Raw genomic sequence first — 23,757 nt, forward strand, 5'->3', positions numbered from 1 at the left:
AATCTACTACAAAAAAAAGAGCTTTCTGTGAATTTTCAGAAAGCTCTTTTTTTAATCTATGGTATCGTATTCAATTAGATATAAATACTCATCGTCTTTTTTGTAATGATATTTTTCACGTGCATAATTATTAATGTTTTTTTGCACAGCATGTTCTTCTATTGTTTTTCTATTCTTTTTAATTTCTGATTTATAAAAATCGATAGATTTTTCTAATTTGTTAATTTCTCTGTTATATTCTAGTTGATACAAATAAGAGTTTGAGTCAAAAAATAGCATCCAAATAATAAAAGTGATAATAACAATTGGTCCAATTATTTTTTTGTTTTTTAAATTAAGCTTCATTATATCCCCTTTTTAGGTTTGATAATATTTTTAATACGGGTTCTTAATGACATGCTGTCATCGGTATGATGTCCATATGAGTAAGATCCATATCCATAACCATATCCATAACCATACCTGTATCCATATTTAGAGGTTTGAGCAAAATCATTAATAATAAAAGCAATGTTCTGTACTTCATTGTTTGTATATTTTTGATCAATCATTTTCATCATTCCTTTCTTAGTGTATCCTTGTCTGGTTACGTAAATATTTGCATCTGCAAAATCCATTAAATCTAAAGCATCGGATACCAAACCAATAGGAGGCGTGTCTATAATAATATAATCATATTTCCTTTTTAATATTTCGAATAAATCTTTAGTTGCATCACTTAAAATTAATTCAGATGGGTTAGGAGGAATGGTTCCTGTGGCAATTATCTCAAGATTTTCTATCTCGGTTTTTTGTGTTACTAGCTCTAAAGATTGTTGCCCAATTATATAATCTACCAATCCATAGTCATTTTCTAAATGGAAGTCTTTGTGGATTTTAGGTTTTCTTAAATCAAATCCTAAAAGAATGGTTTTTTTACCACTCATTGCAAAAGAACATGCAATGTTCATGGAGGTCACAGTTTTTCCTTCACCACTTATGGAAGAAGTACATAAAATGGTTTTGTTAGGTTTTTTTAAATCTTCTTTGTGAAATAAATATGGAATATTAGATCTTAAAGCTCTATATGATTCAGAGACTGCTGATTTGGGGTTGTTAAACAATACTAAGTTAGAATTATCATTATTTTTACCTATAACTCCCAGAACAGGAATATGGTATAATCGTTCTAATTGGTCTACTGTGTATATGTTATCGTCTAGCGCTTCTATAATCGTAATAAAAATTAATGGTAATATAATGGCTAATAAAATAGCAACAACATAATTAAATGATGATTTTTTAGCCAATGGTCCTTGGCCAATATCTTTTGCGTTGTCAATAATTTTAATACTTGATGAGTTTGCAGCAATGGCTGCTCCAGCATCGTAACTTTTTTGTTTTAAAAGACTGTAGTTGCTTTCAGAAACAGTATAATTTTTTTCTAACTGAATTAACTGATATTCTTTAAGAGGTAAATCTTTAATAGAAGTTTTAATATTGTCTAATTCTTCGGTTACTTTACGAGCTTTAAAAGCATTGTATTCAATCAAAGCATCAATTCTACTTTTTATATTTTGTTTAGAGAGTTTAATTTTATTTTCTAATTCAATAAACTCAGGATGTGTAGGATATATATGGTTAGATAATAGTTTTTGTTTTAATAATAAGAAGTTAATTAACTCTGTAATATTGGTTTGTAATCCCACATCTCCTAATTCTGCTAAAGGAATATTTTTAATATCAACATCGTTTGTAAGTTCATTGTTTTTAAGTCTTAACAATAACTCAGTGTTGTTTTTTATTTCTTTTTGTTGATTGGTATAATTTAAAATTTCTTGATAAGCTTGTTCTCCTTCATTAGATAAATTTACAGCATTTCTAGATTTAAAATTAATCAATTGATTTTCTAGTTCTTTTAATTTATCTGATTCTACATAAAATAAAGAATCAATAAATTTTTTGGTTTTTACTGCATATTCAATTTTTGTTTCTTTTTCAGCTTTTTCAAGAACGTATATAGTTTTATTAATGTAATCAATCAAACGTTTTTTGTTTGCTCCTTGTAAGCTTAAATTAAGTAATGATGTTCCCATTACAGCTGTGCTGATGTCAATATTTTTATAATTGGCAACAGTTGCATTAAAAGAACCAAAACTAATATAATATGGGGTGTTTAATGTTGGTTTATCAACCAAATGGAGATCAAATTCACAAAAAGGAGTGATAATACTTTTTGTAATATCAAAAGATTTAGTGAAATTTTCAGTATTTAAATCAATAGATTTAGAAGTGTGATCTGTATAGTTGTATAAATTAAGACTAGTTTCCTGATCCTTTAAGTCTAAAGAAATCTCTACCGTTTTTTCATCGGTAAAAACCAATTGAATTTTATTTCCTTGAACTTGATAGCTTTTAGGATTATTTATTTTAATTACAAAAGGAGTGTATCCATAAACATCCTTATATCTTGTTTCTAAAAGTATCTTTTCTTTTTTTAAGTAATTAATGTAAAACTGTAATTCAGAAACAACTTTTTCGTTATGGGTTCTAGATTTAAAATCTGCTTTTACAGATTCTACCATATTACTTGCTCCACCCCAATTAAAAGAAATATTGGTGCTGCTAGATAGCATTGGGTTCGATTTTTCATCAATAGTAATTAAACTATTAATTTTGTAAGTATCTGTACCCATCATATTTTTGTACTTAGCAAATGCTAATGATATCACAACAGATAAAACAAACAGTTTCCAATAACTAAAAACTTTAAGTAAATAACTTTTGATATCAATGGATCCAAATTCCTTGGTAAGATCTTTTATGTTCTTTGTAGACATTAACTTGTTTTATAATGAATTAATGAATAAAAATGTAGTTACTGCCACTGTAAATGTAGACAAAATAGTATTGAATACACTTAAACCAGTAGTCCCCACGCCAATAGGTTTTTGTTTAATAGGTTTAACATTGATAATATCATTGTTTTTAATTAAAAAAACTTCAGAATTAAAAGTGTTGATATCAGTAAGATCAATTTCATATTTTTTTAATCCACCTTCTTCTTGTCTAATAACTTCTACATTGGTTCTGTTCCCGTATTCTGTAATGTCTCCAGAATTTGCTATGGCATCAATAATATTGGCTTCGTATTGCATTAAATAATTGGTTCCAGGTTTTCCTATTTGTCCTAGAATAGTATATTTAATTCCAGCATATTTTACTTCAACAAAAAAACTATTTGTGTTTTGAATATATTTAGCCAATTCTTTTTCAATATTAACTCTAATTTCATCAATTGAGAATCCAAGAACATTCATTTCTCCAATATAGGGAAGTCTTATGTTTCCATGCGAATCTATTCTATAACCAGATAAATAAGGATTTATATTAATCCCTCCATTAGTTTGTTGTCCGCTATTGGCTAAAGAATTAAAAAAAGCTGTTAATTCTTGATTCTCAGAAGATACTTTAATAATAAGGATATCATTTACTTGAGTTTTAAAAGTTTTGTGTTGCAAGTTGTAAATTTCATCAGAAGTACTTCCTTGTAAATAGGTTGTTCTTTTGTTACTAACACAAGAAATTAAAAAACTTAAAGATAAAAAGGCAATAAGGAGTTTTTTCATTTAACTAAAATAATGGCTCTAACCACAAATATAAAACTATAAATTTGAGTATCTAATTTTAATTTGCTTTACTTTTACGCCTGTTTTATTGCGATATATGATTAAAAAATACATAAAATTTTTATTAAAAGCAACCAATCAACATGGAGTACATTCTCCTTTTATTTATAGTTTGGTTACTCAGTGCATTTACAAAAAATCTTCTTTTTCAATTTTAAATGAATTTGAGTACTATAAAAAAGTACTTGAAAATAACCATACAGAAATCACTATAACCGATTTTGGTGCTGGTTCTAAGGTTTTTAAAGACAATAAAAGAAAAGTATCCGATTTGGTTAGCAAGGTAAGTGTTTCAAAAAAATATGCATTGTTATTAAATAGACTTGTTCATCATCTAAATATAAATTATGCACTAGAACTTGGTACTTCTGTAGGTTTGGGAACGGCTTCTTTATGTTTTAATAATATAAATATTAAGGTTGATACTATTGAAGGTTGTGATAAAATTTTAGAGATAGCTCAAAAACAATTCAAAAATTACAAACTTCAAGATCAAATTACTACTTATTGTGGTGACTTTTCAGATGTGTTACCCTTGTTATCGGTTAAAAAATACGATTTAATTTACTTTGATGGAAATCATCAAAAAGAAGCGACTTTAAAATATTTTGAAGAATGTTTAAAAACTAAACATAACGATTCTGTTTTTATTTTTGATGATATTTATTGGTCCGATGAAATGGAAGAAGCTTGGAAAGAAATTAAAAATCATCCTGAAGTAAAAGTTACGGTAGATTTATTTAAATGGGGATTGGTTTTTTTTAGAAAAGAACAAGAAAAAGAACATTTTAAAATTAGATTTTAATAATGAAGATTTATACAAAAACTGGTGATGCAGGAGAAACCTCTTTATTTGGAGGAAAAAGAGTTTCCAAAGCACATATTAGAATTGATGCTTACGGAACGGTAGATGAGTTAAATTCATATATTGGATTGTTAAGAGATCAAGAAATTGACCAACATCACAAAACTTTTTTGATCAATATTCAGCAAGAATTATTTGTGGTTGGAGCTTTTTTAGCGACTCCAGAAGAGAGCGAAACACTAAAAAATGGTAAAAGTAGGTTGAAATTAGATGTTTTTGGTAAAAATGAGGTAGCAATTTTAGAAAAAGAAATAGACGCTTTAGATAGCCAATTAGAACCTATGACACATTTTATTTTACCAGGAGGAAATAGTATGGTGTCACATTGTCACATAGCTCGCACAATATGTCGTAGAGCAGAGCGTGCCTGTGTTTTGTTACAAGCAGAGGAGACTGTCAATTTAGGTGTACTTCAATATTTAAATAGACTATCAGACTATTTATTTGTGTTGGCACGAATGTTGTCCAAACAGTTACAGGTGGTTGAAACCAAGTGGATTCCATCAAAAAATAAATAAGTTCTTTAAAAGACTAAAAAAAACTTGACTTTTTTAATTAAAAAATTATTTTTGCAATAATTATAATTTGATAAAAAATGTATTGGACTTTAGAATTAGCTAATTATTTAGCAGATGCACCTTGGCCAGCTTCAAAAGATGAATTGATAGATTTTGCAATTAGAACAGGAGCTCCATTAGAAGTTGTAGAAAATTTACAAAGTTTAGAGGATGAAGGTGAAATCTACGATGATATTGTAGAAATTTGGCCAGATTATCCTACTGAAGAAGATTATCTTTGGAACGAGGAAGAATATTAAAAATATTTGAATATTAAATAAAGAAAAAGTCTCATTAGAGGCTTTTTTTTTATTTATTTTTGAAACATAAAACAATAAATGATGGGCATATTAGACTCAGTGTTAAAAGTATTTGTTGGAGACAAGCAACAAAAAGATTTAAAATTATTACAACCAATTGTTAGCGAGGTAAGAGCTTTTGAAGAAGCTTTTAAAAAATTAACTATTGATGAATTAAGGGCAAAAACAGTTGAGTTTAAAGATTTAATAGCAAAAGAGACAAAATCTATAGAAGAAGAAATAACTGCTTTAGAAGAAAAAGCAAAATCGGCTGCTATTGATGAAAAAGAAGCTATTTATAATCAAATAGATGTTTTACAAGATCAGGCTTACGAAGCTTCTGAAAAAGTATTAAATCAAATTCAAGCCGAAGCTTTTGCGGTAATAAAAGAAACAGCAAGAAGATTTACAGAAAATTCTCAGATAGAAGTTACTGCAAATGCATATGATAGAGAATTATCAGCAAATAATGCATATGTAGAATTGGTTGGAGAGGATAAAGCTATCTGGTATAACTCTTGGGATGCTTCTGGTACACAAGTTACTTGGAACATGGTTCATTACGATGTTCAGTTAATTGGTGGTTCTGTATTACATCAAGGTAAAATTGCTGAGATGATGACAGGAGAAGGTAAAACATTGGTTGCAACTTTACCTATATATTTAAATGCCTTATCAGGAAAAGGAGTACACGTTGTAACGGTAAATGATTACTTAGCAAAACGTGATAGTGCATGGATGGCACCTTTATTTCAATTCCACGGATTAACGATTGATTGTATTGATAATCACAGATCTAATTCCCCAGAAAGAAGAGCAGCATACAATGCAGATATCACTTACGGAACCAATAATGAATTTGGTTTTGATTATTTACGTGATAACATGGCTAGTACCATGGAAGATTTGGTACAACGTAAACCAAATTATGCTATTGTAGATGAGGTAGATTCAGTTTTAATTGATGATGCTCGTACGCCATTAATTGTTTCGGGTCAAGTTCAAGATGGAGACAGACATGAATTTAATGAGTTAAAGCCTAAGGTTGCTGATATTGTTAAATTACAAAGTCAATATTTGGTTGGAGTTTTGGCAAATGCTAAAAAATTAATCAAAGAAGGAGATACCAAAGAAGGTGCTTTTCAATTATTAAGAGTGTACAGAGGTTTGCCTAAAAACAAAGCATTGATTAAATTCTTATCTCAAGAAGGAATTAAGCAGTTGTTACAAAAAACGGAGAATCACTACATGGCAGATAACAACAAAGAAATGCCTGCTGTAGATAAAGAATTATACTTTGTTATTGAAGAAAAAAACAATTCTATTGAATTAACAGAAAAAGGAATTGCTACCTTATCTGGAGAAGATGGAGGAGACTTTTTTGTATTACCAGATATTGGGGTAAAAATTGGAGAACTTGAAAAACAAGAATTATCCGATGAAGAAAAAATAGCTCAAAAAGAAGAATTATACAGAGATTTTAGCATCAAGAGTGAAAGAATTCACACATTAAACCAGTTGTTAAAAGCTTATACTTTGTTCGAAAAAGATACAGAATATGTAGTCATGGACAACAAAGTGAAAATTGTTGATGAGCAAACAGGACGTATCATGGAAGGTCGTCGTTACTCTGATGGTTTACACCAAGCTATTGAGGCAAAAGAAGACGTGAAGATTGAAGCGGCCTCTCAAACCTATGCAACTGTAACTTTACAGAATTACTTTAGAATGTATCGCAAACTGTCTGGTATGACAGGTACTGCCATTACAGAAGCAGGAGAATTTTGGCAAATTTATGAATTAGACGTGGTTGTAGTTCCAACCAACAAACCAATTGCTAGACAAGATAAAGAAGATTTGATTTACAAAACGCAGCGTGAAAAATACAATGCGGTTATAGAAGATATTGTAAAATTAGTTGCTGCCGGAAGACCTGTTTTGGTTGGTACTACTTCTGTAGAAATTTCTGAGTTATTAGGTAGAATGTTATCTATCAGAAAAATTAAGCACAATGTATTAAATGCAAAATTGCATAAAAAAGAAGCAGATATTGTTGCAGAAGCAGGGAAACCTGGAATTGTAACCATTGCAACCAACATGGCTGGTCGTGGTACGGATATTAAATTGTCTGACGAAGTAAAAGCAGCCGGAGGTTTGGCAATTATAGGTACAGAGCGTCATGATTCTCGTCGTGTAGACCGTCAGTTACGTGGTCGTGCAGGTCGTCAAGGAGATGTTGGTTCTTCTCAATTCTATGTATCTTTAGAAGATAACTTAATGCGTTTGTTTGGTTCTGATAGAATTGCCAAAATGATGGATAGAATGGGCTTAGAAGAAGGAGAAGTTATTCAACACTCTATGATTACCAAGTCTATTGAAAGAGCTCAGAAAAAAGTGGAAGAAAACAACTTTGGTATTCGTAAACGTTTGTTAGAGTATGATGATATTATGAATTCTCAACGTGAGGTGGTTTACAAACGTAGACGTCATGCTTTAGATGGAAAACGTTTACAAGTAGACATTGCCAACATGATTTATGATGCTTGTGCTACCATTGTTGATGATAATAAATTAACCAACGATTTTAAGAATTTTGAGTTTGAGTTGATTTTAAATACTTCTATGAGTTCTCCTTTTACTCAAGAAGAATTTGAGAACACACAACCACAGGAATTGTCAGATAAGTTATATGATATAGTGATGAAACACTATATGGATAAAATGGCTAGAAATGCCAATTCAGCTTATCCAATTATTAAAAATGTATTTGAAAACGAGGGAGATAGATACGAGCGTATTGTAGTTCCTTTTAGCGATGGTACAAAAACGTTAAGAGTGGTTACTGATTTGAAAAAATCATATGAATCTCAAGGAGCTGAGCTAATTTCTGATTTTGAGAAAAACATCACCTTAGCTATTATTGATGACGAATGGAAAGATCATTTACGTAAAATGGATGATTTAAAACAATCGGTACAAAATGCATCATACGAGCAAAAAGATCCTTTGTTAATTTATAAGTTTGAAGCTTTTGAATTGTTTAAAAAGATGTTAGACAAAATAAACAAAGAAGTATTGTCTTTCTTGTTTAAAGGAGAGTTACCAGAGAGCAATCAACAAATTTCTGAAGCAAAAGAACAAAGAGTACAGCAAAATGTTCAAATTTCTAAACAAGAAGTTTTAAACTCATCTGAGGCAGCAAACAGACAAGCGATTCAAAATTCTCAATCACCAGAGCAGGCTAGACCTGAAACGATGGTGAGAGAACAACCAAAAATTGGTAGAAATGATAAAGTAGTGATTCAAAATGTGCAAACTGGTGAGAAAAAAGAAACCAAGTTTAAACAAGCCATTCCTTTATTAGAAACTGGTAAATGGGTACTTACGGGCTTGGCATAAGTCAAATTTTGTAAATAAGATAAAAAACCTGTAGATAAATTTCTACAGGTTTTTTGTTTATAATTATATATTAATGAATAGGTTTTTGTTTGGGTTCCCAAATGAGTCTTACAAAAGAGCTTAATCTTTCATTTTCTTTCTTAATAGGAATTCCCGCTACAATACCAATCATTAAATTATCAACAATTCCTAAGCGCATTTGTGGTCTTATGGTCATATCAAAATCATGGTTGTGAACTACTTTATTAAATTCAACTCCTATAAAGTTTTTAGTATTTGGAATCATATAGTGAAAACTAGAGTTGATTTTATAGTTCGTATGAAACTCATTGGACTCAAAATCTTGTTCAATCATAGGTCCGGTATATATCAAAGAGTGAAAATCTTGTCCCCATCTTTTTGCAATTACAAAAAAAGGATTGTATACATTTCCTTTTATAAAGGGCTTTCCAAAATTTTTAAAGTCAGATAATTCAAACTCATTAATATAACCGATAGCCATAGAAGTAGCTATTGATTTATTAACGAAGAAAGACCACTGCGTAGCAATTTTTATACTGTTTAATTGGTTTGATGGAGTATTAGCATTTTGATTGTTCGTTGGGGAGTATAGGGTAAATGGAAGTTCAACTTCAAAACCTAATCTGTCAATAGGTGCCCATTCATACTCTACCAAAGCTTCATATGAATCAAAATTTAGATTATCAGTCATTCCTAGACCTAAATTCCATTCTCTTTCTCCTTTTCTAGCTCCCAAATCACGTATTAAGTCAACGTATAAAGGTTCGGCGTGTAATACTTTGTCTGGTTTTTTAGAATCGTCTACTTTGTTTTTTGAATGTTATTAAGATTGCTGTTTTGAGCGGTTACATAGGTGGATTGTGCTAATAAGATTGTTAGCGTAATTCCTTTTTTGAAATTCATTTTTTTGATTTTTTTGCATGATAAATAATCCCATCATTAAATATGATAGGAACTTTTTTTTGTAAAAAAAATCAAAATTTGGGTGGAGGATTTTTTAATTCAAGATAGGCACTTGTTAGAAAAGACTTATCATCTATAAATTTTTGTCTGCATAAATTAAAAAATGACTTTTCTAGAGAAGTTGCATTATTAGTGTATACAATAAAATCTATTTTTAGACTACTTTTCGTTGTATAGTTTTCGGTATCATTATCATCATATTCCTCTATAGCATCTTCATAACCTAGTACTTTTTCAAGAACAATTTCAATAATGCTTTCTTGGTCGTTAAATGATAAATCTTCAGGAATATAATTGGGATTAGGGTCAGTAGTATCAATACTAATATTAAGCATATAGAGACCTGTAAAGCCACATATGAATTTTAGAAATTTGTTATTTCTTAATTTACCAATCACGAATTAAAACTAAGGAATTTTAAATGTTTGATGATGAATTTTTGTGTATAATTTAAATTCATTTGAACAAACAAACAACGATTGTACCGTTTTGAAAAAAAAAATGTCTTTTTTAAGTATTTAAATTAATCTCTTGTGCTTAAAAGATCCAAAGCTTCTTCTTGCCATTTTTTTTCTAATTCTTTATAATCAGATAAATTAACATCAAATTTATCTGATAAAATTTTAAGTATTAACTGATTATCCACATAGTTCATCACTTGTAAAGTAATCATACTTTGTTTTGCATCTATCATTTTTCCCTCTAAATCTTCTAATTTCATTTTGAACTTCTTTTTAATATTTGTTTCAAGTCATTAATATATAAAAATAATACGTACTTAATAGTTCAATCTATTGATTATATCAATCATAAAAATGTTTAGTTTTGCGACTTCTAAAAAGAGAATCCATTGAGTAAAAATACTTCTTTAAATATTGTATTGGTACATCCACAAATACCTAATAATACTGGAAATATTGGAAGACTTTGTGTGGGGTGTAATGCAAAATTACATTTGGTTAAGCCTTTAGGTTTTGAAATTACAGATACAAGAGTAAAAAGAGCAGGCTTAGATTATTGGAAAGATTTAGATATTACTATTCATGAATCTTTTGACGATTTATTAGGGTTGATAAAAGATCAAGAACGAATGTTTTTGTTATCTGCAAGAGCGGATAAATCTATTTATCAAACCAAATTTAAAGAAGGAGATTGGTTATTATTTGGAAAAGAAGCGGAAGGTTTATCAGCCAAAATTCAAGAAAAATATACAAATCAACTAAGAACTATTCCATTTCCTGGACCTATTAGAAGTTTTAATCTAGGAAATGCTGTAGCGATGGTAATAGGGGAGTGCTTAAGGCAATTTGATTTATAGTTTTATTTAAGAAAAACAAAAATCACAGCTATAATTGCAGGAAGTGCTTGTGTTATAAATATATTTTTACTGGCAGAAATGGCTCCATAAACACCCGCAACTATTACACAGCCTAAAAAGAAAATACTAATATTGGTAGACCATTCAGTGTAGCCAATAAATAAAGACCAAATGAGTCCTGCAGCTAAAAAACCATTGTACAACCCTTGATTGGCTGCCAATCCTTTGGTTGGAGTAAATAGATTTTCGGGTAAGGTTTTAAAAGTTTTTTTTCCAATGGTTTCCCAAGCAAACATTTCAAAATACATAATGTATATATGTTCTATAGCGACTAAAAGAATTAATATTTTTGAAACAATTTCCATGTAAAGCTAGTTTTTAGATTTTAAAGATAAGCATATTTAGATAAAATCAAATCTATTATTTCTTCTGTTTCATCAGCATATTCAACAGGAATATGTTGTTCTTTAGAAATCCATTCATGTACTATTTGTATATGTTTATCTTTTAATTTTTTAATTACTGGAATTCCTAATTCTAATAATGCACAAGCATTACATTGCTGTTCGTATTGATTTTTCATGGGAACAACGAGTAACTTTTTTTTTAGGTATAAAGCTTCTGCAGGTGTTTCAAAACCAGCTCCACAAATCATTCCTGTGCAAATTTCAAAACTTTTGATAAATGATTTGTTGTCTATAGGTTCTATGGTTACATTTCCATTTTTATAAGTGTTTTGGGTATGTTTAGAGAAAACTTGCCAATTGATATCTGTGAATTGATGAAAGAATTTTATGAGTTTTTTATCACCATAAGCAGGTAAATAAACGGTATAATGATCTCCATGAACAGGATTTAAATCTCTAATTTCTTTACGAATCACAGGTGTGAAAATATGCGAATTGTATTTTTTAAAATGAAACCCATAATAAGTATCAGTAGGAGCGTAGCGCTTTAAAATTCGTTCTCCTATAAAATCTTTTTTCTTAGGTTTTGGACTTTCTTTGGCTTTAACCGCAGCTTGGTGACTCATAGAAACACAAGGAACATTATTTAATTTAGCAGCCCAAGCAGATAAGGGTTCAAAATCATTAATCACCAAATCATATTGTTTGATATTGATTTTGCTCATTTCTTTTCTAAACTTGTTAAAGTCTGAGTTTTTTACTGTTTTCCATAAATCAACACCACCTTTTTTTCCAAAAATAAAACTCATTCCTTGTAGTTGATATTTAATATCAAAAGGAAGTTTTACATCTGCCTGAACCCCACTTACCAAAATATCTAAATCCACCTTTTTTTGTAAAATGGGTACAATATCTCTGGCTCTACTTAAGTGTCCGTTACCAGTTCCTTGTATGGCGTATAAAACTTTCATTAAGGTTGTAGTTTTTTATCAATCACATTCATTTCTTTCATCAATTGCTGAAACAAATCTTTGTTTTTTAAATCTGCTTTTCCCAAATCATTTTCATGATCGTGGTCAGTTGGATTTAATTTTTTAGCAATTTCATCTTCTTGATAGTGATATATTTTCCACTTTTTATTGTGATATTCTAAAGCAGTTAAATTTTCTATCCAATCTCCTGAATTTAAATATTCTACAGATTGATTTTTATCGTTTACAATAGTTCTGTGTTGTGGTTGGTGTATATGTCCGCAAATCACATAATCATATTCATTTAAAAAAGCGATATCAGCAGCAGTCTCTTCAAAATTATTAATGTGTTTTACAGCTGATTTTACACTGTTTTTAATCTTTTTAGAAAAAGAAATTCTGCCTCTTCCAAGTATTTTTTCACTAACCCAATTCACTAAGGTGTTAATCATAATTAACAAATCATAACCCACACCACCTAGTTTTGCTAGCCATTTAGAATGTTGCATGGTTACATCAAAAACATCACCATGAAAAAACCACGCTTTTTTGCCATCCAACTCTAAAACAAGTTTGTTGACTAATTGAAAATTACCAATTTGAAAACCCACAAATTTTCTAAGCATTTCATCATGATTTCCTGTGATATAATACACTTCAGTCCCTTTGGTTACCAAAGAGGTAATGTATTTAATCACTTTCATATGAGGTTTAGGAAAATAACTTTTTTTAAACTGCCATATATCTATAATATCTCCGTTAAGAATTAAAGTTTTAGGCTCAATAGTTTTTAAATAGTTCAATAATTCTTTTGCTCTAGATCCGTAAGTACCCAAGTGAATATCCGAAACAACGACTACATCTACTTTTCTTTTGTGTTTCTTTTTTATTGTAGGCATAAAATGAGAATAATTAATTAGGCAAACCTATCTCATCATTGTTAAAGCTAACTTAATTAAAAGTTAAATAATTGGTTTGATGTGTTTTTACTTTGAAAACGGCATTTTTTTTACAGAAATAACTGATTGCCATTCTATTAATTTTGCCTATTTTATGTAAAGAATTGACAAGTCTTTTTTAAAAATGATCTGTGTTAATTTTTTATATTTGATGAACTTAGAAAACTCAAGCTTTTGAATAATTATAGAAGTATCACTAAAGAAGAAATTGACCAACTTATTCAACAAAGATGTCAGTCTGATGAGTGGGATAAACTTTATATAAAACCAACAACTGATCTTTCAAAAATTACATCAGTTACTTTTTCTGGAGAGAACTACCTTGGTAGTATTGAAGGAAGTAGAACATTTTATGGAGGTATTGTAAAGCAAAACAGTATTAAAAATGTTCATTTACACAATTGTAGAATTGGAGACAATGCTTTTATCAACAACGTTAAAAGTTATATAGCCAATTATCATATTGGGGATAATGTATTGATAGACAATGTTGATATTATTGCTGTTGATGGGGCTTGTAGCTTTGGAAATGGTGTTACTGTAGATGTTATTAATGAAGGAGGAGGAAGAGATATTCTTATTTTTAATCAACTTTCTGCACAGATAGCTTATTTATTGGCGTTATACAGACACAAAACTGTGTTGGTTGATGAATTAAAACGCATGATAGAGGAATACACAAAATCTATTACTTCTACTGTTGGATATATAGGAAATGATGTTAAAATTTTAAATGCCAACACCATTAAAGGAGTTTGTATTGGTGATGGAGCTTATATCAATTCAGCCTCAAAATTAATTAACGGAAGCATTAATTCTACTAGCGAATCTCAAGTTTATGTAGGAACAGGGGTGATGGCAACCAATTTTATTATTTCTAGTGATTCAAAGGTTGATAATTCTTCTGTGTTAACCAATTGTTTTATTGGTCAAGGTTGTTTAATAGATAAGCATTACTCTATAGAACATTCTATATTTTTTGCCAATTGCCAAGGTTTTAATGGAGAAGCTTGTTCTATTTTTGCAGGACCTTACACAGTTACACATCATAAATCTACCTTGTTAATTGCGGGATTATTTTCTTTTATGAATGCCGGTAGCGGATCTAACCAAAGCAATCACATGTATAAGTTAGGGCCCATTCATCAAGGAATTATGGAGCGTGGAGCTAAAACTACGAGTGATTCTTATGTATTATGGCCATCAAAAATAGGTCCTTTTACATTGGTCATGGGAAGACATTACCAGCATGTAGATTCTTCAGACTTTCCGTTTTCGTATTTAATAGAAGACAAAAATAAATCATATTTAATTCCAGGAGCAAACTTAAAAAGTGTAGGTACGGTTAGAGATGCTCAAAAATGGCCAAAACGAGATAATAGACATCAAAAAAACAGAATGGATATTATCAATTTTAACTTGTTGAGTCCCTATACCATTCATAAAGTATCAGAAGGATTAAAATATTTAAATACTATTTTAGAGCTTTCTGGAGATAAATTAGAGGAATATAACTATAAAGATATGGTTGTAAAAAAATCTAGTTTACACAATGGAATAAAAATGTACAATATTGTGATTAATAAATTTTTAGGAAACTCTATTATAAGTAGGGTAGAAGATAAAAATATTAAAACAATAGATGAATTAAGAAAAATATTAAAGCCTACATCAAGTATAGGAAAAGGAAAGTGGATTGATGTCAGTGGTTTATTATGTCCCATATCTGCTTTAAATCTTTTTGTAGACAAAGTGGAAAAATTAGAAGTAAAAACAATTGAGGATGTTATTGATGAATTAAATCAAATCAACAATCATTATTATGAGTATGAGTGGAACTGGGCTGTTGAATTGATTGAAAGTTTTTATAAAATTAAAATTGAAGAAATTACTCAGGAAGATTTTATAAATATTGTAAACGATTGGAGAAAATCGGTAGTAGATTTGGACAAAATGTTATACAAAGATGCTAGTAAAGAGTTTGATTTACATTCTTATGTAGGTTTTGGAGCAGATGGTGATGAAAAAGAAAAATTAGCAGATTTTAAGAGCGTTCGTGGAGCCTTTGAAAGTAACTCAACCGTGTTAGAAATATTAAGTCATATCGACAGAAAAGAAAAGTTAGGAGCTAAAATAATTGCTCAAATCAAAGAGATTAAAGGATAAATTATGTGTGGAATCGTAGGGTATATTGGAAAGAAACAAGCTTCTAATATTTTAATTGAAGGGTTAAAAAAATTAGAATATAGAGGTTACGATAGTGCAGGAATTGCGGTGTTAGACAATGATATTTTGGTTTACAAACAACCAGGGAAAGTAGTGAATCTTGAAGAAAGCATTGATGAAAAAGTAGTGGGTAAAACCATTGGGATTGCACATACTCGTTGGGCTACACACGGTGAACCTACCGTAGAAAATGCACATCCTCATAAATCAAACAACCAAGAAATTGTATTGGTTCACAACGGAATTATAGAAAATTATAAATTCTTAAAGGATGAACTTTTAGATCATGGTTTTACTTTTTTAGGTCAAACGGACACGGAGGTGTTGGTGAATTATATTCAATATATTCAAGACAAAGATCAATCAACCATTGATGTTGCCGTAAGGAAAGCCTTGCAAAATGTGAATGGTGCATACGCTTTGGCTATTATTGATAAAAAAGAACCTAACAAAATGGTGGTGACTCGTAAAGGAAGTCCACTTGCTATTGGGTTAACAGGAACTAACGATGAATTTTACGTAGCTTCTGATGCTATTCCAATTATCGAGCATACACAATCTTTGGTGTATTTAAATGATAATGATGTGGTTGTGTTAGAAAGAGGTCAGCAAATGAAAGTGACTGATATTTATGGGGTTGAAAAGCAATACAAAGTAAAAACCCTTGATTTAAATCTAGATAAGGTTAGTAAAGGAGATTATGAGCATTATATGCTTAAAGAAATTTTTGAGCAACCTTCTACCATTAAAAACACTTTGTTTAGTCACTTAAATACAGAGAACTCAAACATTCATTTTGAGAATTTAGATGAGTTAAAAGAAAAATTAGTCAAAGCAAGTAGAATTATTATTGTTTCTTGTGGTACTTCTTGGCATGCAGGAATTGTAGGAGAATATATTATTGAAGAATTGGCAAGAATTCCTGTAGAGGTAGAATATGCTTCTGAATTTAGATATAGAAACCCTATCATTACCAAAGATGATATTGTGATGGCTATTTCTCAGTCCGGGGAGACAGCGGATACTTTAGCAGCTTTACGTTATTCCAAGGCACAAGGAGCTACAACTTTTTGTGTTTGTAATGTGTTTAATTCTTCTATGGCTAGAGAGTGTGATTTTACTGCTTATACTTATGCGGGAGCAGAAATAGGGGTTGCTAGTACTAAAGCCTTTACTGCTCAAGTAGCTGTGGTTTCTTTATTGGCAATTCAGTTAGGATTGGAAAGAAATGAAATTACTCAAGAAAGAGCAAACAGTTTAGTAGAAGAGATTAAAACGCTTCCTTCTGTGGTAAATCATATTTTTAATATTGATGATCATATCAAAAGTGTTGCTAAAAATTACATCAAAACGACGAGTTTCTTGTTTTTAGGAAGAGGAATCAATTTTCCTATTGCTTTAGAAGGAGCCTTAAAATTAAAAGAAATCTCATACATTCACGCTGAAGGATATCCAGCTGCAGAAATGAAGCACGGACCTATTGCCATGATTGAAGAATCTTTGCCAACGGTAATTATAGCAACTAATAATGAATATTACGATAAATTAGTATCGAATGCACAAGAGGTAAAAGCTCGTAAGGGACCAATTATTGCGGTGGTAAATGAAGATGATAGTGAAATGATTCACACTGCTGATTTTGTATTTAAAGTACCTAGAGTGTCAGATATGCTACAGCCAATTGTTGCCGTTCTTCCGCTGCAATTGTTTTCTTATCACGTAGCTGTTTTAAAAGGATGTAATGTAGATCAACCAAGAAACCTAGCGAAATCTGTAACGGTTGAATAAATTACTAAATTATCAAATAAAAAAGGCTATCTAAATTTAGATAGCCTTTTTTATTTGATGCTAAAGATATTACCAACCAATGAAATATTTTGAGTTTTTTCCCAATACTTTTTTTATAATGTTAGCTGATAAAATAGAGCTTAAGAATGTTGTAAGAAATAATAGAAGAACAATCAAGTAATATTTATTTACTTCTAATGAGAAAAAAAATAATCTACCATATATCTCTATAAATATTGAATGAATAAAAAATATTGGAAAACTGACTGCTGCAATATGTTTTAGGAATTTTAGATTTTTGTTTTCAATTTTTTTGCAAAAAGCAATCAAAAAGAAAATTAAACTGATTTTCTGAATGATCATTAAATCAAAACCACTCAAAATCCACGGGTAAAGTTTATGTAAATTTCCAATTTGTCCAAAATAACCCATTACATAGGAAGAAAATAGGCATGTAAAGAATAGTATGTAGATGTTTTTAGAAAAAAAAGTATCTGTGATGTTTTTGTGTTGACTGTATAAAATTCCTAATAAATAGAAGGGAGTGAAGTATAAAAAAGAATGTATTGGGTTAAAATTATGTAAAGGTCTATGTATAATTGAAGCTATTATAAATAATAAAACAGTTATGGAAATTTGTAGTTTTTTATTTATAGTTATAAATTTTATAAAAATATTTGAAAATAAAAAGATAATAAAGATAAAAGGAATGTACCAATAACATGGGGTATATTTAATAGAGCCAATAAATAATGATAATATATAATTGTAAAACAAGCTTCCTGTTTTAAGTCGATCAAAATTTGATAAAGGAAAATTTATTGTTTGATTAATGTATAAATAAGTTATTAAGATTAGAGAACTTATGATTACATATGGGACCCCTATGTTGATAAATTTTTTAATAATAAATTTTTTATATGAAAATGATTTGTAAAAAATACGATGAAAGAAAAAACCAGAGATGAATACAAATAAAGCAGTTCCTCCAGTTATTGTGTTTGTAATTGTATACTCATATGGGGCTTTAATATCCCAATTCATGTAACAATGACCTAAAACAATTAATAAAATTGAAATAGCTCTAAAGTAATCAAATTGAACTATTCTTGTTTTTGATGACATTTTTAATTGATTTAATTATATTGTTTGTGTTTGCCATATAATCAAACCAAAGCGTTTCTTCATCTTTTTTAAACCAGGTAAGTTGTCTTTTAGCAAAACGCCTTGAATTTTTTTTGATTTCAGAAACAGCGAAGTCAAAGTCTATAGTTCCGTCTAAATATAAGAATAATTCTCTATAACCAACCGTCTGTAAGGCGTTTAGATGTTTTAAGTTATAAAGAGATTCAACTTCTTTTAAAAGACCTTTTTCTAACATAATATCTACCCTACGGTTAATTCTATCATAAATAACATGTCTATCAGCGGTCAATCCAACTTTAATAGGAGTAAAGTTTCGAGGAGCTTTAGGTTTATTTTTAAAAGAACTATATGTTTGTCCACTTCCTATACAAACTTCTAACGCCCGAATAATTCTGTGTGGATTCTCAATCGCTATTTCATTGTAGGTTTCTGGATCTAATTCTTTTAATTGATTTTGTAAACTAGCTAAACCTTCTGTTTCTAATCTTGTATTTAATTCATCTCTAACAGAAGCATCAATGGTGGGGAAGTGGTCTAATCCGTTAATCACAGCATCTAAATACAAGCCACTACCGCCAACCATAATTACAATATTATTTATGGTAAAAAGCTCCTCTAATTTTTGCAATGCTTCACGTTCAAAATGACCAACGCTATATGCTTCATGTATGCTTTTGTTCTGAATAAAATGATGTGTTGCAGCAGCCAATTCCTCAGGTTCTGGAACAGCAGTTCCAATAGTCATTTCTTTAAAAAACTGTCTGGAATCACAAGAAATAATTTCAGCTTTAAAATGTTGAGCCAATTTAATACTCAACGCTGTTTTTCCAATAGCAGTAGGGCCTACAACGGTAATTAAATAATTCATTTATTTATAGTCTTTCTCCACATTGATGACAATATTTTGCATTATCACCATGATTACTTTCATTGCAATTATTACAAACTTGTGTGTTTATTTTGTGGTTTTTAAAGTTGGTATATTCAGAGGATACAATTCCTGTAGGAACCGCAATAATTCCATATCCCATAATCATTACAATGGCTGCAAAAAACTGTCCTAAAGCAGTTACAGGAGCAATATCTCCATAACCAACAGTAGTCATGGTTACCACAATCCAATAAATACTTCTAGGAATACTGGTAAAGCCACTATCTGCATTTCCTTCAATTAAATACATAATAGTTCCAAGTACAATAGATAATACCACAACAGCAAAAACAAAAACACCAATTTTAGCTCTACTGGCTTTAATAGCTTTTAGTAAATCGTTAGAAGCTCCTATATATCTGGCAAGTTTTAAAATGGTAAAAACTCTTAGTAAACGTAAAGATCTTAGTACTAACAACGCTTCTGTATTTCCTATAAACAATCCTAAATACTTGGGTAAAGTTGCTGCTAAATCAATTAAGCCATAAGTACTAAATATATATTTTAAAGGTGATTTTACAGTAGAAACTCTTAAAATATATTCAATGGTAAATAGAATGGTAATGACCCATTCTATGATTTGAAAATATGTTCCATAAATAGCTTGTAAATGCTCAACACTTTCTAGCATTACGACCAAAACACTAATTAGGATTAAAAGAAGTAATATAACATCAAACAATTTACCAGCAGGAGTGTCTGCTTCGTAAATAATTTCGTGTAATTTCTTTTTCCAATTGCTATTTTCTTTGCTATTCAAAGCGAATGATTTTTTTAAATTTACCTGTATCTAAATATTTTTTAACCTGATCTCTGTTGTAAAGATTATCTTCAATAGGAGAAATTAAGTTACGTACAATATCAATATGTGTAATTTGATAAGCCAATTCCACATAACCATATCCTTTTAATTGTCCGTTTTCTAATAAAAAGATAGATTTCTCGGCTGTTCCTCTACCGTTATCAATAAATAATGCATTACCAGAATTAAAAACAGTGGTTGGAATATTTTTTTTAGAAATCGTATTAAATCTAGGTTTGTTTTTTTCTATGGCTTGATTACTTTTAATACTAGAAATTAACAAACTTCCTGTTTCTTCAAAAGTAATGTCGTGAATCTTTTTTTGTAAAGATTTAGAACGATTGGATTTACGCATCAATAGTTGGTTGACCCCCGTTCTAATGTTTTTGTTTTTACCGATGTAAATAATATCACCGTTTTCGTTATGGATATAGAAGACTCCTGTTTTTCTTGGGGATTTGTCTAATAATTTTTGAAAGTGGTTGCTTAATTTACTTTTGGTTTTTCCTTCGGCCCTAATGTTGGTCTTAATAATGGTTTTATCTACATCTTTATTTAACAACATTTTAAAAAGCTTTACAGTTGCAAGTGCATCTCCATTGGCTCTATGTCTTTCACTCATAGGAATTCCAAGACTTTTACAAAGTTTACCAAGACTATAAGATTCTTGATCTGGAATTAATTTTCTACTCAATTCAACTGTACAAAGTGTGTCTTTTGTGTAATTATAGCCCAAACGATTGAACTCATTCCTAAGAATTCTATAATCAAAACTAGAGTTGTGAGCAACCAAAACACAGTCTTCTGTAATTTCTATAATTTGCTTGGCTATTTCGTGAAACTTAGGAGCATTTCGTAACATTTTGTTATTAATACCTGTTAGTTGTACCACAAAAGGTTGGATAGGAATTTCGGGATTGACCAAAGTAATGAACTTATCAACTACTTTTTTTCCATCAAATTTATGAATGGCTATTTCAGTCATTCCTTCTTCATTAAATTTTCCTCCAGTAGTTTCTATATCTAGAATAGCGTACATTTAATCAATTAACAGTTAATATTAAGCTTTGTAAGCTTTATGTTTTGTCACAAATATAACATATCCAAATTGATTGATGTTAGCAGAGGCATAACTATTTAAAAAGTGAGGTTGTATTGATTTTTATTAATTAGAGAATAACTTTTTTCTTTTAGTACATTTGTAAGAATTAAATAAGATCGGGTGAAAATATTTAATACCATTGATGAAGTTTTAAAAGAACTTAAACTTACTAAAAAAAGCATCTCGCCTTATTTCTATATTTTTAAGTTTGAAGAAATAGATTATGTTAAAAGAGTTGAAACTTTTCCTCATTACAAGCGGTTTTTTGAGGTTTCCTTTTATGAAGAAAATAAAAATAAAGTTCAAATAGGGCATACCAAACTTCAAGATTTAGACAATACCATCACTTTTACATCACCCATGCAATCGCTTTCTGTAAATCGTATAGAAAGACCTGTTGGCTTTGTATTGTTTTTTAATGCCAAGTTTTTTACACCAGAGAGACATCAATATAATATTCAGCAAGATTTCCCTTTTTTTAAGTTAAATACCACACCTATTTACAAGATTAGTAAGAACGAAAAAAGTTTTATTAAAAATATTTTAGAGGCCATTTATGTAGAGAACGAAGAAAATCAAGCCCAAAGTAAAGAAATGATTCAATCTTACCTGTTGATTTTGTTAAACTATATAACAAGAATTTTAAAAGGAGATTCTGGAAATGTGAAACTAAAACGATATGAAGAAATTACGTCTAATTTTGAAGAAATGATTTTACAAGAAGATGAAAGTTATAAAAGCATAGCTTCTTATGCCAAATTATTAGGAATTACTCCTTTGTATTTGTCCGAATGTGTGAAGAAAACAACAGGATTATCTGCTAAAAAAGTATTAACAAATTATCAAATCTTAAAAGCAAAATCTTTATTAGTACAAACTTCTATGTCTATAGATAATATAGCTCATATTATGGGTTTTAAAGAGACCACTAATTTTATTAAATTCTTTAAAAAGGAGGAGCAAATTACTCCATTAGCATATAGAAAACTACCATAAAAAGTATCATTATAGTATACTTTTGTATTGCTCTAACATTTATAAACCTCCTAACTTTGCCCTCATAAACAAAAGAAGTTTTATTTATGAAAAGTTTAAGGTTAGATAAAAACAAAAATATGGGAGTGATTACAGTGTTAATCGCCTTCCTAACCGCTTTGTCATCATTGGCAATAGATTCTTTTTTATCGGGAATGCCTTTAATGGCTCAATTTTTTGGAGTAGAAATCAATACCATAGAACTAATCATTACTCTTTATTTTTTAGGATTTGCTGTGGGTAATTTTTTTGGTGGTCCATTGTCTGATGCGTTCGGAAGAAAAAAAATTGCCTTGGCTGGAATTGGACTTTATGGATTTTCTGCTTTATCTATTCCTTTTTGCGATACCATAGAAATGGTTTTAGTGCTTAGGTTTTTTCAAGCTTTTGGTGGTGGTTTTGCTACTGTAACAGCCAATTTATTTATTAGAGATTGGTATCAAGGAAAACAAGTAGCTAGGTTAATTACCATTACGGCTATGATTATGATGTTGGTTCCTTTGTTTGCTCCTGTATTAGGAGGTTTTTTAATCAATTTACAAGGGTGGAAGTTGGTGTTTTATTTTCTGTTTGCCATGTCTGTGGTTTTGTTTATTATTTTCTATTTATTGATTCCAGAATCTAGAGAAAAAGCAAGTATTACCAATAAAATAACAGCCAAACAATTGGTTGCCAAATACAAAATACTATTGTCAGATAAAAAAGCTGTTATCTTTTTATTTGCATTGTGTTTTCCAGTATCAGGGTTATATGTATTTATTACCAGTGCTTCTTTTATCTATTTAGAATATTTTAATGTAGAAGTAAGTGTTTTCCCTTTAATATTTGCAACAAGCATTATATTAAACGTACTAGCATCGTTTTCAAATACTTATTTGCTTAGGGTATATGAGGCTAAAAAATTATTTCAATTAGGAATTACCATTCAGTTAATTTCAGGGTTTTCATTGTTTGTAATTACCTTATTAGATTTAGTAACTTTTTGGAATGTATTTATTTTAATAGCCTTGTTTATTGGTAGTATAGGTTTCATATTTGGAAATGGATCAGCTATTTTGTTAGATATCAAACCAGAAGTAAGTGGAGCTGCAAACGCAGCAATCGGAATTACAAGATTTATTTTAGGGTTTTTAGCCGGAACCCTAGTAGCCATTTTTCACACCAATGATTTAGTTCCTATTGGAATTGGAATGTTTGTTTGTTCTTTAATAGGGAATGTTATTTTTTTGGTTTTTAAATCAGTTAGTAATAAGTCAGTATTATTTGCAAGTTCCTGTAATTAACTTACATTTTTATAAAG

General features: G+C 29.7%; 21 protein-coding genes and 1 pseudogene. 9 read left to right on the forward strand and 13 right to left on the reverse strand.

Annotated features, from left to right (window positions below; translation table 11 throughout):
• Positions 1–51: 51 nt before the first annotated feature.
• Genes BUB70_RS09065 through BUB70_RS09075 form a run of 3 tightly spaced genes read right to left on the reverse strand, consistent with a single transcriptional unit; the run spans position 52 to position 3,608 of the window.
• On the reverse strand, positions 52–345 hold the full coding sequence (locus BUB70_RS09065) for an FtsB family cell division protein (protein WP_073120732.1): 294 nt from the start codon (positions 343–345) through the stop codon (positions 52–54).
• A complete protein-coding gene (locus BUB70_RS09070) occupies positions 345–2,819 on the reverse strand; it encodes an exopolysaccharide transport family protein (protein ID WP_073120734.1) in 2,475 nt (824 codons plus the stop codon). Before BUB70_RS09070 ends, BUB70_RS09065 begins: the two co-directional genes overlap by 1 nt.
• Before the next feature lie 9 nt (positions 2,820–2,828).
• Positions 2,829–3,608 (reverse strand): polysaccharide biosynthesis/export family protein, encoded by a 780-nt coding sequence (locus BUB70_RS09075; protein WP_073120735.1) that lies wholly within the window; start codon positions 3,606–3,608, stop codon positions 2,829–2,831.
• Positions 3,609–3,705: 97 nt separating this feature from the next.
• Here BUB70_RS09075 and BUB70_RS09080 point away from each other — a divergent pair, with 97 nt between their 5' ends.
• From BUB70_RS09080 to secA, 4 genes are all read left to right on the forward strand, one after another.
• Complete coding sequence (locus BUB70_RS09080; protein WP_084730236.1) at positions 3,706–4,473, forward strand: O-methyltransferase; 768 nt, start codon at positions 3,706–3,708, stop codon at positions 4,471–4,473.
• Between the two features lie 2 nt (positions 4,474–4,475).
• Positions 4,476–5,051, forward strand: coding sequence for a cob(I)yrinic acid a,c-diamide adenosyltransferase (locus BUB70_RS09085; RefSeq protein WP_073120738.1), 576 nt, complete (start codon positions 4,476–4,478; stop codon positions 5,049–5,051).
• 77 nt (positions 5,052–5,128) lie between these two features.
• Positions 5,129–5,350, forward strand: a complete 222-nt coding sequence (locus tag BUB70_RS09090) for a DUF2795 domain-containing protein (protein ID WP_068825177.1) — start codon at positions 5,129–5,131, stop codon at positions 5,348–5,350.
• 81 nt (positions 5,351–5,431) lie between these two features.
• Entirely contained in the window at positions 5,432–8,788 is a 3,357-nt protein-coding gene (secA, locus tag BUB70_RS09095; RefSeq protein WP_073120740.1) for a preprotein translocase subunit SecA, read from the forward strand.
• Between the two features lie 70 nt (positions 8,789–8,858).
• Here secA and BUB70_RS09100 read toward each other — a convergent pair.
• From BUB70_RS09100 to BUB70_RS09110, 3 genes and pseudogenes are all read right to left on the reverse strand, one after another.
• Positions 8,859–9,563 (reverse strand): annotated as a pseudogene (locus BUB70_RS09100) (HAEPLYID family protein); the annotation flags it as partial.
• Between the two features lie 220 nt (positions 9,564–9,783).
• On the reverse strand, positions 9,784–10,107 hold the full coding sequence (locus tag BUB70_RS09105; protein ID WP_234950298.1) for a hypothetical protein: 324 nt from the start codon (positions 10,105–10,107) through the stop codon (positions 9,784–9,786).
• Between the two features lie 188 nt (positions 10,108–10,295).
• Positions 10,296–10,493 (reverse strand): hypothetical protein, encoded by a 198-nt coding sequence (locus BUB70_RS09110; RefSeq protein ID WP_073120744.1) that lies wholly within the window; start codon positions 10,491–10,493, stop codon positions 10,296–10,298.
• A gap of 129 nt (positions 10,494–10,622) precedes the next feature.
• On the opposite strand from BUB70_RS09110, the gene BUB70_RS09115 reads away from it, so the two are divergent.
• Entirely contained in the window at positions 10,623–11,090 is a 468-nt protein-coding gene (locus tag BUB70_RS09115; RefSeq protein WP_073120746.1) for a tRNA (cytidine(34)-2'-O)-methyltransferase, read from the forward strand.
• 2 nt (positions 11,091–11,092) lie between these two features.
• Here the strand turns inward: BUB70_RS09115 and BUB70_RS09120 are convergent, their stop codons facing one another.
• The 3 genes from BUB70_RS09120 to BUB70_RS09130 are packed head-to-tail and all read right to left on the reverse strand — an operon-like array spanning position 11,093 to position 13,367.
• Positions 11,093–11,455 carry a DUF1304 domain-containing protein gene (locus BUB70_RS09120; protein WP_073120748.1) on the reverse strand — a complete coding sequence of 121 codons (363 nt, stop codon included), beginning with the start codon at positions 11,453–11,455 and terminating at the stop codon, positions 11,093–11,095.
• Between the two features lie 20 nt (positions 11,456–11,475).
• Complete coding sequence (locus BUB70_RS09125; protein ID WP_073120751.1) at positions 11,476–12,468, reverse strand: glycosyltransferase family protein; 993 nt, start codon at positions 12,466–12,468, stop codon at positions 11,476–11,478.
• On the reverse strand, positions 12,468–13,367 hold the full coding sequence (locus BUB70_RS09130) for a UDP-2,3-diacylglucosamine diphosphatase (RefSeq protein ID WP_073120753.1): 900 nt from the start codon (positions 13,365–13,367) through the stop codon (positions 12,468–12,470). The genes BUB70_RS09125 and BUB70_RS09130 overlap by 1 nt, the downstream gene beginning before the upstream one ends.
• A gap of 234 nt (positions 13,368–13,601) precedes the next feature.
• Here BUB70_RS09130 and BUB70_RS09135 point away from each other — a divergent pair, with 234 nt between their 5' ends.
• Complete coding sequence (locus tag BUB70_RS09135; RefSeq protein ID WP_073120755.1) at positions 13,602–15,593, forward strand: DUF4954 family protein; 1,992 nt, start codon at positions 13,602–13,604, stop codon at positions 15,591–15,593.
• Between the two features lie 3 nt (positions 15,594–15,596).
• Positions 15,597–17,441 carry a glutamine--fructose-6-phosphate transaminase (isomerizing) gene (glmS, locus tag BUB70_RS09140; RefSeq protein ID WP_073120757.1) on the forward strand — a complete coding sequence of 615 codons (1,845 nt, stop codon included), beginning with the start codon at positions 15,597–15,599 and terminating at the stop codon, positions 17,439–17,441.
• Between the two features lie 69 nt (positions 17,442–17,510).
• Here glmS and BUB70_RS09145 read toward each other — a convergent pair whose 3' ends face one another.
• The 4 genes from BUB70_RS09145 to BUB70_RS09160 are packed head-to-tail and all read right to left on the reverse strand — an operon-like array spanning position 17,511 to position 21,359.
• Positions 17,511–18,485, reverse strand: coding sequence for an acyltransferase family protein (locus BUB70_RS09145; protein ID WP_229742967.1), 975 nt, complete (start codon positions 18,483–18,485; stop codon positions 17,511–17,513).
• Between the two features lie 49 nt (positions 18,486–18,534).
• Positions 18,535–19,455, reverse strand: a complete 921-nt coding sequence (miaA, locus tag BUB70_RS09150) for a tRNA (adenosine(37)-N6)-dimethylallyltransferase MiaA (RefSeq protein WP_073120761.1) — start codon at positions 19,453–19,455, stop codon at positions 18,535–18,537.
• Positions 19,456–19,459: 4 nt separating this feature from the next.
• Positions 19,460–20,278 carry an ion transporter gene (locus BUB70_RS09155; RefSeq protein ID WP_073120763.1) on the reverse strand — a complete coding sequence of 273 codons (819 nt, stop codon included), beginning with the start codon at positions 20,276–20,278 and terminating at the stop codon, positions 19,460–19,462.
• Positions 20,271–21,359 carry an exonuclease domain-containing protein gene (locus BUB70_RS09160; RefSeq protein ID WP_073120765.1) on the reverse strand — a complete coding sequence of 363 codons (1,089 nt, stop codon included), beginning with the start codon at positions 21,357–21,359 and terminating at the stop codon, positions 20,271–20,273. Before BUB70_RS09160 ends, BUB70_RS09155 begins: the two co-directional genes overlap by 8 nt.
• Positions 21,360–21,542: 183 nt before the next feature.
• On the opposite strand from BUB70_RS09160, the gene BUB70_RS09165 reads away from it, so the two are divergent.
• Positions 21,543–22,418: a helix-turn-helix domain-containing protein gene (locus tag BUB70_RS09165; protein WP_073120767.1), complete on the forward strand. Its 876-nt coding sequence runs from the start codon at positions 21,543–21,545 to the stop codon at positions 22,416–22,418.
• Between the two features lie 86 nt (positions 22,419–22,504).
• Positions 22,505–23,740, forward strand: coding sequence for a multidrug effflux MFS transporter (locus tag BUB70_RS09170; RefSeq protein ID WP_073120770.1), 1,236 nt, complete (start codon positions 22,505–22,507; stop codon positions 23,738–23,740).
• Positions 23,741–23,757 lie beyond the last annotated feature (17 nt).

The sequence above is a fragment of the Wenyingzhuangia marina genome, assembly GCF_900130035.1.
In the GTDB taxonomy this organism is placed as follows: Bacteria; Bacteroidota; Bacteroidia; order Flavobacteriales; family Flavobacteriaceae; genus Wenyingzhuangia; species Wenyingzhuangia marina.

What these genes read in the sequence shown, in the direction of transcription:
- BUB70_RS09065 (WP_073120732.1), bottom strand. Translation starts at nt 345, where the DNA reads ATGAAGCTTAATTTAAAAAACAAAAAAATAATTGGACCAATTGTTATT.
- BUB70_RS09070 (WP_073120734.1), bottom strand. Translation starts at nt 2,819, where the DNA reads ATGTCTACAAAGAACATAAAAGATCTTACCAAGGAATTTGGATCCATT.
- BUB70_RS09075 (WP_073120735.1), bottom strand. Translation starts at nt 3,608, where the DNA reads ATGAAAAAACTCCTTATTGCCTTTTTATCTTTAAGTTTTTTAATTTCT.
- BUB70_RS09080 (WP_084730236.1), top strand. Translation starts at nt 3,706, where the DNA reads ATGATTAAAAAATACATAAAATTTTTATTAAAAGCAACCAATCAACAT.
- BUB70_RS09085 (WP_073120738.1), top strand. Translation starts at nt 4,476, where the DNA reads ATGAAGATTTATACAAAAACTGGTGATGCAGGAGAAACCTCTTTATTT.
- BUB70_RS09090 (WP_068825177.1), top strand. Translation starts at nt 5,129, where the DNA reads ATGTATTGGACTTTAGAATTAGCTAATTATTTAGCAGATGCACCTTGG.
- secA (WP_073120740.1), top strand. Translation starts at nt 5,432, where the DNA reads ATGGGCATATTAGACTCAGTGTTAAAAGTATTTGTTGGAGACAAGCAA.
- BUB70_RS09105 (WP_234950298.1), bottom strand. Translation starts at nt 10,107, where the DNA reads ATGCTTAATATTAGTATTGATACTACTGACCCTAATCCCAATTATATT.
- BUB70_RS09110 (WP_073120744.1), bottom strand. Translation starts at nt 10,493, where the DNA reads ATGAAATTAGAAGATTTAGAGGGAAAAATGATAGATGCAAAACAAAGT.
- BUB70_RS09120 (WP_073120748.1), bottom strand. Translation starts at nt 11,455, where the DNA reads ATGGAAATTGTTTCAAAAATATTAATTCTTTTAGTCGCTATAGAACAT.
- BUB70_RS09125 (WP_073120751.1), bottom strand. Translation starts at nt 12,468, where the DNA reads ATGAAAGTTTTATACGCCATACAAGGAACTGGTAACGGACACTTAAGT.
- BUB70_RS09130 (WP_073120753.1), bottom strand. Translation starts at nt 13,367, where the DNA reads ATGCCTACAATAAAAAAGAAACACAAAAGAAAAGTAGATGTAGTCGTT.
- glmS (WP_073120757.1), top strand. Translation starts at nt 15,597, where the DNA reads ATGTGTGGAATCGTAGGGTATATTGGAAAGAAACAAGCTTCTAATATT.
- BUB70_RS09145 (WP_229742967.1), bottom strand. Translation starts at nt 18,485, where the DNA reads ATGAATTGGGATATTAAAGCCCCATATGAGTATACAATTACAAACACA.
- miaA (WP_073120761.1), bottom strand. Translation starts at nt 19,455, where the DNA reads ATGAATTATTTAATTACCGTTGTAGGCCCTACTGCTATTGGAAAAACA.
- BUB70_RS09160 (WP_073120765.1), bottom strand. Translation starts at nt 21,359, where the DNA reads ATGTACGCTATTCTAGATATAGAAACTACTGGAGGAAAATTTAATGAA.
- BUB70_RS09170 (WP_073120770.1), top strand. Translation starts at nt 22,505, where the DNA reads ATGAAAAGTTTAAGGTTAGATAAAAACAAAAATATGGGAGTGATTACA.